This window comes from Rhizobium leguminosarum, assembly GCF_002953715.1.
In the GTDB taxonomy this organism is placed as follows: Bacteria; Pseudomonadota; Alphaproteobacteria; order Rhizobiales; family Rhizobiaceae; genus Rhizobium; species Rhizobium leguminosarum_V.
In genome coordinates this window covers 2,662,983-2,675,830 of record NZ_CP025012.1, presented here as the reverse complement: position 1 = coordinate 2,675,830, position 12,848 = coordinate 2,662,983, and the positions used below count along the sequence as shown (strand labels likewise).

Genomic DNA, 12,848 nt, shown 5'->3' with positions numbered 1-12,848 from the left:
TAGCGTTCCGATCGTCCATTTACCTGACTGTTACATCTTCAGCCTGTCGAAGATGGGTAGTTCCCCTTCTTCTCCCAGGATCGCAGCGCACGCCAGAGCACGGTGTTGTCTGCATAACCCAGGACACGCGCAACTTCGGACATCGGTGCGGCATGTTGGTCGCCGAGATAGTGGGCGGCGAGTGTCTGGCGATGCTGGCGAACGAGATCGCGAAGCGACACGCCTTCCTCCGACAGCCGGCGCTGCAGGCTTCGCGGCGACATCTTCAGTTCGGCGGCAAGGGTTGCGACCGTGATCGGCTTGCGGCCGAGATAGATGCTGATCAGAGCCTGGACCTTTTCCGTGACGAGATCGCCGGCCGCTGGCTCGTTGACCAGATCACCGATATGCCGCTCCAGGATTTCGATCAGGCTTTTGTCTTCCGCACGGTGCACACGATCAGCCTCCGCCCTGTTCATGACGATCCGGTTGCCGGATTGGCCAAACAGGATGGGCGCGCCACAGATGCGTTCCAGCGCACTGGCGTCGCGCGGGGCGTGATGCTCGAGCTGGATTTCGATCGGCCGCCAGCCACGGCGGAAGCATGAACGGACGAGCTGACAGGAGGCGGCGATCGTGAATTCGCTGTCCTGCCGGCGCGGCCACATCGCTGGATCGACGATCCGGTAGCTCCAGATAAAATCGCCATTCTCCTCGAACACGCCGGAACTGGTCGCACCCTGGACCGCGTTCACATATTTCGACAGCCGTTCGAAAGCGCTGCGAATGGTCGGCGAGAGCGCAAAGAGCATGCCGATGGGGCCGATGTCGGCGGGCTTGAACCCGGTGCCCATGCGAGCTCCCAGTGCCGGTTCGCCGGTTATCGTCGCGGCCTCCTCGAACAGCGCGACATAGCGCGCCATGGGCAGGACAGCGTAGGGATCTTCCAATTGCGAGCGCAGAATGCCATGCGAAGCCAGAAGTAGGTCGGTTTTCCCGGATCTGTTATCGATTTGTTGCACCAGCGGGATCAAGACGGAGGCGCGAATTGAAGCAACTGCGGGCATGCGGCTGATCAAATGCGATGCAATTGCCATTTTCAGCGTCTCCGGTGACCTTCGTGGCGCGAATTATCGATTCATTGGCATAAACTGCAATTTCGGGGCCAGATCGCCGCGCTTACCTTCTTGGCAACAAACAAGCAAAGAGGGGTTCTCCATGACACTGGAAGCAAGCATGCCCGCACCATCATCGCCGGAGCGTCGTCTGGCCAGGAACTCGGTGGGCCTCGCCCACATCGTGTTCTTCGTCGTTGCCGCGGCCGCGCCGCTGACGGCCGTCGTCGGCGCTTCGCCGGCCGCCTTCGCTGTTGGCAATGGTGCAGGCGTCCCCGGCGCCTTCGTGCTTGCCGGCCTGCTCTACCTGCTCTTCTCGGTCGGCTTCACCGCCATGAGCCGGCATGTGGGCGGGGCAGGGGCGTTCTACACCTATATCACCCACGGCATTGGCAAGCCGGCGGGTGTGGGTGGCGCCTTCATGGCGCTGGTCACCTATAGCGCGGTTCAGATCGCCATTTATGGCCTGTTCGGTTTCTTCATGGCCAATGCCATAGCGCCGCTTGGGCTGGTCCTGCCCTGGTGGGCTTGGGCCTTCGCAGCACTCGTCGTCGTGCTGGTCTGCGGTCAGCGCAACATCGCCTTCTCAGGTGCGATCCTCGGCGTCTGCATGATTGCCGAAATCGCCATATTGCTGGTTCTGGATCTTGCCATCGTCTTTTCAGGCGGCGGACCAGAAGGCATCAGCTTCTCCTCCTTCGCGCCATCGTCGGTCTTTGCGCCCGGTCTCGGTGTGGCGCTGGTCTTCGTCATCGGTTCCTTCATCGGCTTCGAAGCTACGGCCATTTTCGGCGAGGAAGCCGAATATCCGGAAAAGACCATCCCCCGCGCCACCTATGTTGCCGTGCTGCTCATCACCCTCTTCTATGCCTTCTCCACCTGGGCAATCGTGCAATTCTACGGTCCGGGCAAGGTGCAGGCTGCTGCGGCTTCCAGCCTCGACAGCTTTTATTTCACCGCCGCCAATTCCGTGCTTGGCGCATGGTCGAGCCAGGCGATGAACGTGCTGCTGATCACCAGCCTGTTTGCCTGCATCCTGTCCTTCCACAATACGCTCAACCGCTATTTCTTCGCCCTTGGCCGTGAAGGTCTGGCCGCACAGGTGCTTGGCAAGGTTCACGCCAGGCATGGCTCACCCTATGCTGCAGGTCTGCTGCAAAGTCTGATCGCGGCCGTCGTCCTTGGCCTGTTCGTGACCTTCGGTGCCGATCCTTACACCGTCGTGTTCTCGTGGATGGCAGCGCTGGCGGGTATTGGTATCCTGCTGGTGCAGGTGCTTGTCTCCGTCGCAATCGTCATGTTCTTTCGCAAGACGCCGAACAGCTACAGCGCCTGGACCACGATGATCGCTCCGGCGCTGGCGCTCCTCGGCCTCATCGGTTCGCTGGTGCTGGTCAGTTCCAATCTTTCACTCCTTTCCGGCAGTGAAAGCCCGATCGTCAAGGCTTTCCCCTATGCCATGGTGCTGGTGGGCATTCTTGGTGCGCTGTTTGCGGTCCGGGTCAAGAGATCCAAGCCCGCTCTCTATGCTTCCCTTGGAAAGGTCTTCGAATGAGTGCCGTTGCTGAATTTGCACCCCTCGATCGCCTCCTGGTTCTCGCGGTCGCGATCCTTGCCGGCGCAACAGTGCTGGTTGCCGTCGAGGCCCACGCCTTCTGCTCGGTGTTCTGCATTCATGCAAACCAGATGATGATCGATACCCAGATCTGCTCCGGTCGATCCTGATCACCGCAGCTTGCGACGCGCCATGGTGCGTCGTCTCTTCCAAAAACAAGAGGTATACCAATGGACGCCGTTGTTGCAGCCACCCATCCGCTCGACCCTCTGAGTCTCGACGAGATCGCTTCTGCCGTTGCCATCCTCAAGGATACGCAGACACTCGCAGCCACCTTCCGCTTTCCGATAATCCGGCTGGAGGAGCCGACCAAGGCGGATCTTGCCGCCCATCGCTTGGGCGACAGGCTGCCGCGGCTCGCCTTCATCCTGGCAATCGACATCAGCAATGGCGAAACCTTCGAGGGCGTCGTAGACCTGACTGCCGGCACGGTGTCCTCCTATATCCGGCTGCCTCTTGATGAGCTGCCCTATGGCCAGCCGCCGATCATGCTGTGCGAATTCGAAACCGTTGAAGGCACCGTCAAATCCGATCCGCGCTGGATCGCTGCCGTCAAAAAGCGCGGCATTACCGACGAGGATATTCCGCTCATCCAGATCGATCCTTTTTCTTCGGGCTATTTTGGCCGCGAATTCGAGAAGGGAAAGCGCATCGTCCGCGCGGTGTCCTATTGGCGCGAGGATATCCGTGACAACGGCTACGCGCATCCGATCGAGGGCGTGGTGGCGGTGGTCGATCTGATCACCAACCAAGTGGTCGATCTCGTCGACGATGAGAAGATCATTCCGGTCCCGAGGAAGAAGCGCAATTATGGCCGCGAAACCTTCCCGGAACCGCGGCCCGATCTCAAGCCGCTGCAGATCGTTCAGCCGCAAGGGTCGAGCTTTACTGTCGACGGCTGGAAAGTCGAATGGCAGAACTGGAGTTTCCGTGTCGGGTTCACCCCGCGCGAGGGGCTCGTTCTGCATGAACTCGGCATCAGGGATCAGGGAAGGCTACGGCCCGTCGTCTTTCGCGCCAGTGTCACCGAAATGGTCGTGCCCTATGCCGATCCGACGGCGAACCACTATTGGAAGAGCGCCTTCGATGCTGGCGAATATGGCCTCGGACGCCTGGCCAATTGCCTCGAACTCGGCTGCGACTGCCTCGGCCATATTCACTATTTCGATGTGCCGGCGGCGGATGATTTCGGCCAGCCCTTCATCATGAAGAATGCCATCTGCATGCATGAGGAGGATTACGGCATCCTCTGGAAGCATTACGAATTCCGCAACGGTATTTTCGAAGTGCGCCGTTCGCGCCGCCTCGTCATCTCCTTTTTCGCAACCGTCGGCAACTACGATTACGGCTTCTATTGGTATCTTTACCAGGACGGCACGATCCAGCTCGAAGCCAAGCTCACGGGCATCATCCAGACGGCGGCGGTCGCGACCGGCGAAACCTATCCATGGGGCGGCATGGTCGATGACAATCTCGGCGGTCCGACCCACCAGCATTTCTTCAATGCGCGCCTGCACATGGATGTCGACGGCGGCGACAATACCGTGACCGAGCATGAGTTCGTGCCGCGTCCCTGGGGTGAAGACAATCCCTATGGCAATGTCTTCGATACCAAGACTCGTGTGCTGAAGCGCGAACTCGATTCCCCGGCACTCGCCAATGGCGAGACCGGCCGTTACTGGAAGGTCTCCAACCCCAACATCCAGAACAGCGTCGGCAAGGCGCCGGGCTACAAGATTGTCGTCATGCCGTCGCCTGTTATGCTTGCCCAGCCGGATTCGACCGTTGCCCAGCGCGGCGGCTTTGCCAAGAAACACATCTGGGTCACCGCCTTCGATGCCAGGGAAAAATATGCGAGCGGCGATTATCCGAACGTGCATGCCGGCGGCGACGGCCTGCCGGGTTATGTCAGGCAGAACCGTAAAATAGAGAATGCCGACGTCGTGCTCTGGCATTCCTTCGGCCATACCCATGTCTGCAAGCCCGAGGATTTTCCGATCATGCCCGTGGAATATGCCGGCTTCACGCTGAAACCGAATGGCTTCTTCGCATCCAACATCGCCATGGACCTGCCGCCGGAAGGACACGGCCAGAGTGTCGACAATCGCCTGCAGCCTTCGCCCGATGACACCGGAAACGGTTCCTGCTGCCATACATAGCTGCAATGCTACGGCTGTTCCTTTTTAAGTAGCTTTTTGGCAGTCCGACGGATGTAAGAAGGGCAGGGAACAGAATGCAGTGGCTTCTCCAGCAGTTCGAAGATACCAACAAGCTGGCCGAGGCTCTCGACCAGCTCGGAATCTCCTACACATGGCACAAGGTCGTACCGTTCGTCGGCGAGCTCATCCCCAAGCCGGTCGTTGCTGATCCAGGTTCAGTGGTCATGTTCGGCTCCTACACGCTGTGGAAGAACGCTGAGGCGAACGGTTACCGGCCGGGTGTTTTTAAGCTGCGTCCTTTCGTTCACGAACAGGTGTGGCATCCTTACCTCCTCAATGGCGCCGATGCGCTGTTCCTGACACTCCGGGATGTCCCCGAGCGTCTGGCGGATGACGGCAGGGACTGGTTCCTGCGCCCGGTCGACGACAGCAAGGAGGAGCCCGGAAATGTCAAATCGACCGGCGAGATCATCCGTATGGCAGAGAGGGTGCTGGCGCTCGACGAAGATGAAATCCCCAAGGGTTCGCTTCGTCACGACACGCTGCTGATGCTCACTGAGCCTGTTCGCATCCTGCGCGAATGGCGTCTCTGGGTCGTCGACGGTCGGATTGTCACCTATTCGCTCTACAAAGATGGATCGCGTGTCGTCCACCGCCACGAGATCGATGACGATGCGCTGAACTTCGGGCAGCGCATGGTCGACATCAATCCCGGCTACTCCCAAGCTTATGTCATCGATATCTGTCGGACCGAAGAGGGACTGAAGCTGCTGGAGACGAACTGTCTCAACGCCGCCGGGTTCTACGCCGCAGATCTCGTGAAGCTGGCGAGGGCGATCGACGGCCTGGCCCGCACCTGACGTCTTCCCGGCGAGGGAATGACGCTGTAGAGTTGCAGAATGTTTGCCCGACCATCCCACATGGAGGCTCCGTATGGCTCAGGTCCTGTTGTTTCACCACGCGCAGGGGCTGACCCCAGGTGTGCATGCGTTCGCCGATGACATCAGGGCAGCCGGCCATATCGTGCACACGCCCGATCTGTTTGATGGGCGCACGTTCCCGAGCATCGAAGAGGGGCTGGGCTATATCGGTGAGATCGGATTCGACGAGGTCAGGGAGCGCGGCGTCCGCGTCGCCGACGAATTGCCGCCCGGGCTCGTCTATGCCGGGTTCTCGTTCGGCGTGCTGCCGGCGCAGAAGCTGGCGCAGACGCGTCCCGGCGCCCGCGGGGCTCTGCTCTTCTATTCCTGCCTGCCGATCAGCGGTGAGTGGGCCTTCGGACCCTGGCCGGACGGCGTCGCGGTACAGATCCACGGCATGGACAACGACCCGATTTTCGTCGGCGAGGGTGACATCGACGCCGCCCGCGAGATCATCGCGAAGGTCGAGGACGCGGAGCTTTTCCTGTACCCGGGCGATCAGCACTACTTCGCTGACAGCTCGTTGCCGTCCTATGACGCGGATGCGACCGCGCTGCTGACCCTCCGTGTGATCGAATTCCTGAATCGCGTCTGATCCCGACATTCCGCGGGAGATCCGGTTTAGCTCTGGTATAGCCATCCTGAGATGGGGCCCGGAGCGGACTATTCGGACGCCACGCAGAAATTATTGCCTTCGGGATCATTCAACACCGTGTAGCCATCCGCCTCCCGGACGAAGGTCGCTCCGAGGGATAAAAGCCGTTCGACCTCCCTGGCTCGATCGGGGGTGGCAATATCGAGATGAAGTCGGTTGCGGGCAGGACGTTCCCCCTGGCGAAGGTGGAAGCAAAGGCGGGTTCCGGGACCTTCGACCATCACGGTCGGGTCAGTCTCGGGCGTCAGTCCGAGGGCGGCCAGGCGGGCCAGTTCTTCGTCGTCATATGGCATCACGTCGTAGCCATCGAGCGCCTCCGCCCAGAACCGGGCGACGCGCGAGGGAATGTCGCAATCAATGACGATTTCTTTCAGCCTTGCCATGGACCCTTCAAGAATTGTTGGGCCGGCGACGGCAAACGCGTTCAACGAGGGTGCCACCGATGGCCGGCAGCAATGCGAAAAGCACGAGCTGCGGTGTCTCCGTCAGCGCCAACAGGCTAGACATGAGGAAGGCGACCAATAATCCTGCCAGCACCCCGGCTGCATAGGGCAGATAATCCTTCAAGAATGCCTCCGTCTTGTGCTGATCTCAAACAGAAGGGGCATTATTGGCTTGAGATAGAGATCTTTGCGGTATCGGCAATGGCTGGTTGCGGCCGAACCTCACGTCGACCGATCGGCCTATGCGGAATGCCACCACGTTGGTTTACGGGACAGGTCGACCCAAATGACGTGAGCCGGTGCGCCTGATTTTGCAGGAGACGACCAATTTCTTTCGCGCTATGAAGACTGACCGCATATCCCCGCCACATCCGACACCGAGGTCCTTCACATGGCTTTGAAAATCCTTTTCGTTGGCGGTACCGGCCAGATTTCATATCCTTGCGTCGAGCGCGCTGTGGCTCAGGGCCACCATGTCAGCGTCTATAATCGCAGTTTGAGAGGCGACCCTTTGCCTGCGGGGGTCACCTCGATCGTCGGTGATCTCGCGGCGCCCGACTATGTGGATCTCGCCAAGGCCAATTATGACGTTGTCTGCCAGTTCATTGCCTTTACACCCGATCAGATCGCGCGTGATATCGATGTGTTTGCGGGGCACTGTGGCCAGTACATCTTCATCTCTTCGGCCTCGGTCTATGAAAAGCCGCCGCGCCACTACGTGATTACCGAGCAGACACCGGCGATCAACCCGTACTGGCGCTATAGCCAGGACAAGATTGCCTGCGAGACGCTGCTCAAGAATTCCCAGAAGCTCGCCTGGACCATCGTCCGTCCCAGTCACACCGTTCGCACGGGCCTGCCGATCATGATGGGCGACAGCGATGTCATGGCGAGACGCATGCTGGATGGCGAGCCCACCATCGTGGCGGGCGATGGCCATACGCCCTGGACGCTGACCCGCTCGGTTGATTTTGCGGTGCCCTTTGTGGGGCTTTTCGGCAAGCCGGCGGCGTTGAACGAGATCTTCCACATCACCTCCGATCGCGCCCACATCTGGAACGATATTCAATCGACGATCGCCAGATTGCTGGATGTCGAGGCCAGGATCGTACACGTGCCGACGGACACCCTGGTCCGCTACAATCCGGAGTGGGTTGGGCCGCTGCGGGGCGACAAGGCATGGTCGGCGATCTTTGACAATTCAAAGGTCAAAAGCGTGGCAGGCGATTTCACCTGCGCCGACAGCCTGGATGAAATTCTGGCGGAGCCGATCATGCATCTCAAGCAGCGCCTGGCCAAGAACCGCCCGCCAAGGGGCGATCTTGATGCTTTGGTCGATCGGATTTGCGCTGCGCAAAGCGCTCTCGGCTAGGCAGGTCCGCGTAGAACAACTTTCCGAAAGACACGATGCAAGCGGTCGTGCCCGCGCTGATCACGGGACTTGCGATGTCGCCGATCTCGACAGCCTGTCGGGTTGGCTGGAAAACAACCATACCGACCTCAACGACGGATTGAGACTTGTGGCCGGCGACCGAAGGGTCGGACGAGGGTATCACTGCAGGCATTCACAAAAAAGCCCAGCCTAAAACGCGTCCTAAAACATGATGGAGGTCGCGCCGGGTCAGGATCTCGGCAATGATGGCCATCTGTTCGCCACTCCGATCCCATCAGGCCATGCTGTTCATTCCGCTTCCCTTCGTCGTTGCCCTTCTGCTGCTTGTCCTCTTCGTCACCGTCCTCCGGCGCGACGAGGAGGCGCAGCCCAATCGGCCGTTTCTGGCACTGATCCTGCTCGCCGTGCTGCAATCTGTCCTCTCCGGGCTGCGCTGGGGCTACGGGGTACAGGCGGTGGGGGTGATTGCGCCCGTCACCGCGGCGATGGTGCCCCCGCTTGCCTATGCCGGGGTTTCCGGGCTGGTGAGGACGAGCCGGCGGCCGCCGGCGGCGCGGATTGCGCTGCATGCCGTGCCCGCCGCCGTCATCCTCTTATTGATGGTGGTCCGGCGGGATGTGATCGATATAGCACTGGTGCTTGTGTTCGTCGGTTATGCCCTGGCGATCCTGCTTCTGATGCGGCCGGGCGCCGATGCGCTTCGGCTTGCGCCCTTCGAGGGAGCGGTGCCGGCCTATCGGGCAATCATCTTCGCGGCGGTGGCGCTGTGCCTGTCGGCCTCGGTCGATATCTTCGTCTTTCTCGATTTCACATGGGCGCATGGCGAGCATGCGCTGACGCTGATCAGCGTCAGCAACCTCGCCGTCCTCGTCATCCTCGGCATTGCGGCGGCCGCTGCCAGCCGAAGCCGGGCGCCGGCCGAGACGGTGGAGGCGGCGCTGAAGCCCGAAACGACCGAGGACAAGGAGACGATCGCCACGGTCGATGCGCTGATGGAGGCAAAGAGGCTCTATCGCGACGCAAATCTCAATCTCGACCGGCTGGCCCGTAAGGCCGGCATTCCCGCCCGCCAGATCTCGGCAGCGATCAACCGGGCGATCGACAAGAACGTCTCGCAATATGTCAATGACTACAGGATCGGCGAGGCCTGCCGGCTGCTTGCCGCTACCCAGAAATCGGTGACCGAAGTGATGTTCGAGGTCGGCTTCCAGACCAAGTCCAATTTCAACCGCGAATTCCGCCGGGTTACGGATATGACGCCGCTTGCCTGGCGGCAGAAAAAGGGTGGCGCGGGCTTTCCTCCAGTGTCGTCCTGAATTGACGCCCGTCCTCTCTCCAGCCTCGTCCTGAGGTGCCCCTAAGGGCCCCCGGGGAGGGCTGGCCACCAGCGCTTCATCCAGCCAGCCTGCAGCCTGCACCCACGCAATCACCCGCCCTCGTGGTTCGAAACGGCCCTTCGGGCCTGCCTACCATGAGGGCCGACGGCGGGCGCCTTGCCGTGCCACGTACACGATCGCGATCGAGGACTGCCAGAAACGCGTTTGAGGTCGCGATTTCAGCCGGATCGGCGATGCTTGCGGAATGAACACGACATCAGAACATGACCGAGACCTTGCCGCCAAGCTGAGATCGCTTTCGATCGAGCCTGCGGCCTTCAAGGCAGAGCCGCCGGCCCGTGTCCGGCGGCGTGTGATCCCTGGAGCAAAGGTGGCCTTTGCCGCGACTGCATCGCTGGCGGTGGTTCTTTTCTATCCGCCCGAGGCGCTTGAGCGCATCGAGACCATGCTTGCAGGCTTCGCGAATAGCGGCCCTACGATATCCGTTCGTGAAGCGGAGGCGCCGGCCGAGGGCGGCGCTGCTGCCGAGCATGGGCGGGCGTTGCCTGCCGATGAAGCTGCGAGCTCGGCCTTGCCAACCCGGGAAGTCACCAGCTCCGGCTACGTCGTGGCACCCGATATCTCCACCGTCTTTTCCAAATATGGGGGCCGGATCGTCGCCGTCGAAGTCGAGGCGGGCGGTAGGGTCGCGGCGGGGCAGGTGCTGCTGCGGCTCGATGATGCCGGCGCCCGCTTCACGCTTCAGGGGGCCGAGATCGCCCGGCAATCGGCGGGGCTGGCGCTGGCGGCGAAGACTATAGAATTGGCGCAGGCGCGGTCTTCCCTCACGCGCACCGAGCGGCTGGCCGGGCGCGATGCGATGTCGGCGCAGACGCTGGAGGAGGCGAGGACGATGTTCGACACTGCCGAAAATGCCGCCCTGCAGGCACGGCAAGATGTGGCCAAGGCGGATCTCGATATCGAGAGGGCGCGCGAGCAGGTGGACGCACTGGCCGTCCGGGCGCCGATATCGGGCACCGTCACGCGGCTTACCGCGCATGTCGGCGACACCGTGCTGTCGCGCGAGGACAGCGTGCGGGAGAATGAAAGCCTGCTTGCGATTGCCGACATGACAAACATGGTCATCGATGCCGATGTGGCCGAGGCCAATATTGCACAGATGCGGCCGGGCTTGCGTGGGGAGGCGGTGCTCGACGGCTTTCCCGACCAGCCGTTTGCGGTCGAGGTATCGAAGATCGCGCCCATGATTTCGCGGGAGAAGGGGACGGTGACGCTTCGCCTGTCGCTCTCCTCGCCGCCGCCAGACATGCGCCCCGCCATGGTTGCGCGCATCCGCCTGGTGGTGGGTGAGGCCGGGTATACCACAGACCACCAGCAAGGAGCAGAGCGATGACCGACTCTCAAGAACCCTATATCGCGCTTCGCGGCGTCCGGAAGGCATTCAGGATCGGCGCGGAGACGATCCCGATCTTTTCCGGGCTCGACCTTTCCATCGCGCGCGGCGATTTCGTTGCCGTCATGGGGCCGTCGGGCTCGGGGAAATCGACGCTGCTCAACATGCTCGGCGGCATCGACAGCCCTGATGCCGGGGAGATCAGGATCGGCCGCAGCCATATCGAGCAGATGGGCGAGGGCGCCAGAGCCGCGTGGCGGGCGCATGGCATGGGCATCGTCTTCCAGTTCTACAATCTGCTGCCGATGTTGAATGCCGGCGAGAATATCGAGCTGCCGCTGCTCTTGAAGCCGCTCGGGCGAAAGGAGCGGCACGCCCGCGTTGAGACCGTCATGGAGCTCGTCGGTCTTGCGGGCCGGCAGCGGCAGTTTCCATCGAGCATGTCCGGCGGGCAGCAGCAGCGCGTCGGCATCGCCCGCGCCATCGTCGGCGATCCCGACCTTTTACTCTGCGACGAACCGACCGGCGATCTCGACCGGAAATCCGCCAATGATATTCTCGAGATGCTGGGCTTTCTCAATCGCAAGCTTCAGAAGACCATCATCATGGTCACGCATGATCCCGAGGCCGCCGCCTTTGCCCGGCGCACGTTGCATCTCAACAAGGGCGAATTCGTCGAGCAGCAGGGGAGGAGCCGATGACCTTCTTTCAACTGATGCGGCGTAATGTTTGGCGCAAGCGGCTTAGGGCCGCGCTGCTGATGTTCTCGGTCGGTATCGCCTTCCTGATCTACGCCCTGACGGCGAGTTTCCTCGGCGGCAGCCAAGGGGCGGCGGGCGCGAGCGACAATCTGCTCGGCGTCTTCAACAAATCGGGCCGGGGGCTGCCGCTGCCGCTTGCCTATCTCAGCCGGATCGCTGCGGACGGCGATGTCGCCGCCGTCGCCTATACCGCGCGCATGCGTGGGTTCGTAGCGGTGGAGAAGAATGTCGTCACGACGAGCGCGGTCGATCCGCGCTCGATTGCCGCTGCCAATGGCGACGAGCTCGGGCTGACGCCCGATCTGATCGGAACGCTGGAAGAGGGCCGCGACCGAGTGCTCGTCGGCCGGGCGTTGGCGGAGGCGCAGGGCTGGTCGGTCGGCCAGCGCATCGGCGTCACCAGCCAGTTGATGAAGACCGATGGCAGTCGTGACTGGAGCTTCGTGATCGCGGGCATCTTCGAGGGTGCCAATCCCAGCACCGATACTTATTTCATGCTCGCCCGCTACGACGCGATCAATGCGGCCCGCGCGCGCGACAAGGATACGGTCGACGCCTTCGTGGTGCGCCCGCGCCAGGGCGTGTCGCCGGGCGTGCTGGCGGCGCGGATCGATGCGCTGTTTGCCAACTCGGCGGCGCAGACGCGGACACAGTCGGAAAAGCAGTTCCTCGAAGCCTTCCTGCGGCAGTTCGCCGATGTCGGCCTGATCGTCGGCCTCGTCGTCGGCGCGGCCTTCGTGACCATCCTGATGATCGCTGTCAACACCATGCTCTTTGCCGTGAGGGAACGCAGCTTCGAGATCGGCGTCATGAAGGTGCTGGGCTTTTCGCGCGGTCGGATCATGACGCTGGTGCTCGGCGAGACGCTGTTCATCTTCGCCGCCGGTGGGGCGGGCGGGCTCCTTCTCGCCAAGCTTGCGACGCTGTTGATCGGCCCCGAGTTCGGCCTCGCCTTCAGTCTGTCGGTGCTGTTGAAGTCCGTCGCCATCATCGTTGGTCTCGGGCTCCTGACCGGGCTGTTGCCCGCCCTCAACGCCATGCGCCTGCCCATCGTCAACGCCTTCAGATCGAGATAATC

At 61.7% G+C, this 12,848-nt stretch carries 13 protein-coding genes; 10 read left to right on the top strand and 3 right to left on the bottom strand.

Annotation, left to right across the window (positions count from 1 at the left end; translation table 11 throughout):
* Positions 1–38: 38 nt before the first annotated feature.
* On the bottom strand, positions 39–1,076 hold the full coding sequence (locus CUJ84_RS13540) for an AraC family transcriptional regulator (RefSeq protein WP_105006597.1): 1,038 nt from the start codon (positions 1,074–1,076) through the stop codon (positions 39–41).
* Positions 1,077–1,197: 121 nt separating this feature from the next.
* Between CUJ84_RS13540 and CUJ84_RS13535 the strand changes: the two genes are divergently transcribed.
* The 5 genes from CUJ84_RS13535 (at position 1,198) to CUJ84_RS13520 (ending at position 6,383) form a co-directional block, all read left to right on the top strand.
* Positions 1,198–2,649, top strand: coding sequence for an APC family permease (locus CUJ84_RS13535; protein ID WP_105006596.1), 1,452 nt, complete (start codon positions 1,198–1,200; stop codon positions 2,647–2,649).
* The gene (locus tag CUJ84_RS38320; RefSeq protein ID WP_199788710.1) at positions 2,646–2,819 is read left to right on the top strand and encodes a hypothetical protein; all 174 of its coding nucleotides are present in this window, start codon (positions 2,646–2,648) and stop codon (positions 2,817–2,819) included. The genes CUJ84_RS13535 and CUJ84_RS38320 overlap by 4 nt, the downstream gene beginning before the upstream one ends.
* Positions 2,820–2,879: 60 nt before the next feature.
* Positions 2,880–4,868, top strand: coding sequence for a primary-amine oxidase (locus CUJ84_RS13530; protein WP_105006595.1), 1,989 nt, complete (start codon positions 2,880–2,882; stop codon positions 4,866–4,868).
* A 74-nt stretch (positions 4,869–4,942) separates the two neighbouring features.
* Positions 4,943–5,728 (top strand): ATP-grasp domain-containing protein, encoded by a 786-nt coding sequence (locus CUJ84_RS13525; protein ID WP_003540916.1) that lies wholly within the window; start codon positions 4,943–4,945, stop codon positions 5,726–5,728.
* 73 nt (positions 5,729–5,801) lie between these two features.
* Positions 5,802–6,383 carry a dienelactone hydrolase family protein gene (locus tag CUJ84_RS13520; RefSeq protein ID WP_245457478.1) on the top strand — a complete coding sequence of 194 codons (582 nt, stop codon included), beginning with the start codon at positions 5,802–5,804 and terminating at the stop codon, positions 6,381–6,383.
* A 68-nt stretch (positions 6,384–6,451) separates the two neighbouring features.
* Here CUJ84_RS13520 and CUJ84_RS13515 read toward each other — a convergent pair whose 3' ends face one another.
* Both CUJ84_RS13515 and CUJ84_RS38315 read right to left on the bottom strand, forming a co-directional pair.
* Positions 6,452–6,826 (bottom strand): VOC family protein, encoded by a 375-nt coding sequence (locus CUJ84_RS13515; protein ID WP_105006593.1) that lies wholly within the window; start codon positions 6,824–6,826, stop codon positions 6,452–6,454.
* A 7-nt stretch (positions 6,827–6,833) separates the two neighbouring features.
* Positions 6,834–7,010 carry a hypothetical protein gene (locus tag CUJ84_RS38315; RefSeq protein WP_199788709.1) on the bottom strand — a complete coding sequence of 59 codons (177 nt, stop codon included), beginning with the start codon at positions 7,008–7,010 and terminating at the stop codon, positions 6,834–6,836.
* A 267-nt stretch (positions 7,011–7,277) separates the two neighbouring features.
* Between CUJ84_RS38315 and CUJ84_RS13510 the strand changes: the two genes are divergently transcribed.
* The 5 genes from CUJ84_RS13510 (at position 7,278) to CUJ84_RS13490 (ending at position 12,846) form a co-directional block, all read left to right on the top strand.
* Positions 7,278–8,258, top strand: a complete 981-nt coding sequence (locus CUJ84_RS13510; protein ID WP_105006592.1) for an SDR family oxidoreductase — start codon at positions 7,278–7,280, stop codon at positions 8,256–8,258.
* Between the two features lie 263 nt (positions 8,259–8,521).
* Positions 8,522–9,595, top strand: coding sequence for a helix-turn-helix domain-containing protein (locus CUJ84_RS13505; RefSeq protein WP_105006591.1), 1,074 nt, complete (start codon positions 8,522–8,524; stop codon positions 9,593–9,595).
* 265 nt (positions 9,596–9,860) lie between these two features.
* On the top strand, positions 9,861–11,009 hold the full coding sequence (locus CUJ84_RS13500) for an efflux RND transporter periplasmic adaptor subunit (protein WP_245457477.1): 1,149 nt from the start codon (positions 9,861–9,863) through the stop codon (positions 11,007–11,009).
* Entirely contained in the window at positions 11,006–11,710 is a 705-nt protein-coding gene (locus CUJ84_RS13495; RefSeq protein ID WP_105006590.1) for an ABC transporter ATP-binding protein, read from the top strand. The genes CUJ84_RS13500 and CUJ84_RS13495 overlap by 4 nt, the downstream gene beginning before the upstream one ends.
* On the top strand, positions 11,707–12,846 hold the full coding sequence (locus CUJ84_RS13490) for an ABC transporter permease (protein ID WP_105006589.1): 1,140 nt from the start codon (positions 11,707–11,709) through the stop codon (positions 12,844–12,846). Before CUJ84_RS13495 ends, CUJ84_RS13490 begins: the two co-directional genes overlap by 4 nt.
* Positions 12,847–12,848: the final 2 nt, after the last annotated feature.

Coding starts and splice junctions, on each gene's coding strand:
- CUJ84_RS13540 (WP_105006597.1), bottom strand. CDS start 1,076: ATGGCAATTGCATCGCATTTGATCAGCCGCATGCCCGCAGTTGCTTCA.
- CUJ84_RS13535 (WP_105006596.1), top strand. CDS start 1,198: ATGACACTGGAAGCAAGCATGCCCGCACCATCATCGCCGGAGCGTCGT.
- CUJ84_RS38320 (WP_199788710.1), top strand. CDS start 2,646: ATGAGTGCCGTTGCTGAATTTGCACCCCTCGATCGCCTCCTGGTTCTC.
- CUJ84_RS13530 (WP_105006595.1), top strand. CDS start 2,880: ATGGACGCCGTTGTTGCAGCCACCCATCCGCTCGACCCTCTGAGTCTC.
- CUJ84_RS13525 (WP_003540916.1), top strand. CDS start 4,943: ATGCAGTGGCTTCTCCAGCAGTTCGAAGATACCAACAAGCTGGCCGAG.
- CUJ84_RS13520 (WP_245457478.1), top strand. CDS start 5,802: ATGGCTCAGGTCCTGTTGTTTCACCACGCGCAGGGGCTGACCCCAGGT.
- CUJ84_RS13515 (WP_105006593.1), bottom strand. CDS start 6,826: ATGGCAAGGCTGAAAGAAATCGTCATTGATTGCGACATTCCCTCGCGC.
- CUJ84_RS13510 (WP_105006592.1), top strand. CDS start 7,278: ATGGCTTTGAAAATCCTTTTCGTTGGCGGTACCGGCCAGATTTCATAT.
- CUJ84_RS13505 (WP_105006591.1), top strand. CDS start 8,522: ATGATGGCCATCTGTTCGCCACTCCGATCCCATCAGGCCATGCTGTTC.
- CUJ84_RS13500 (WP_245457477.1), top strand. CDS start 9,861: ATGAACACGACATCAGAACATGACCGAGACCTTGCCGCCAAGCTGAGA.
- CUJ84_RS13495 (WP_105006590.1), top strand. CDS start 11,006: ATGACCGACTCTCAAGAACCCTATATCGCGCTTCGCGGCGTCCGGAAG.
- CUJ84_RS13490 (WP_105006589.1), top strand. CDS start 11,707: ATGACCTTCTTTCAACTGATGCGGCGTAATGTTTGGCGCAAGCGGCTT.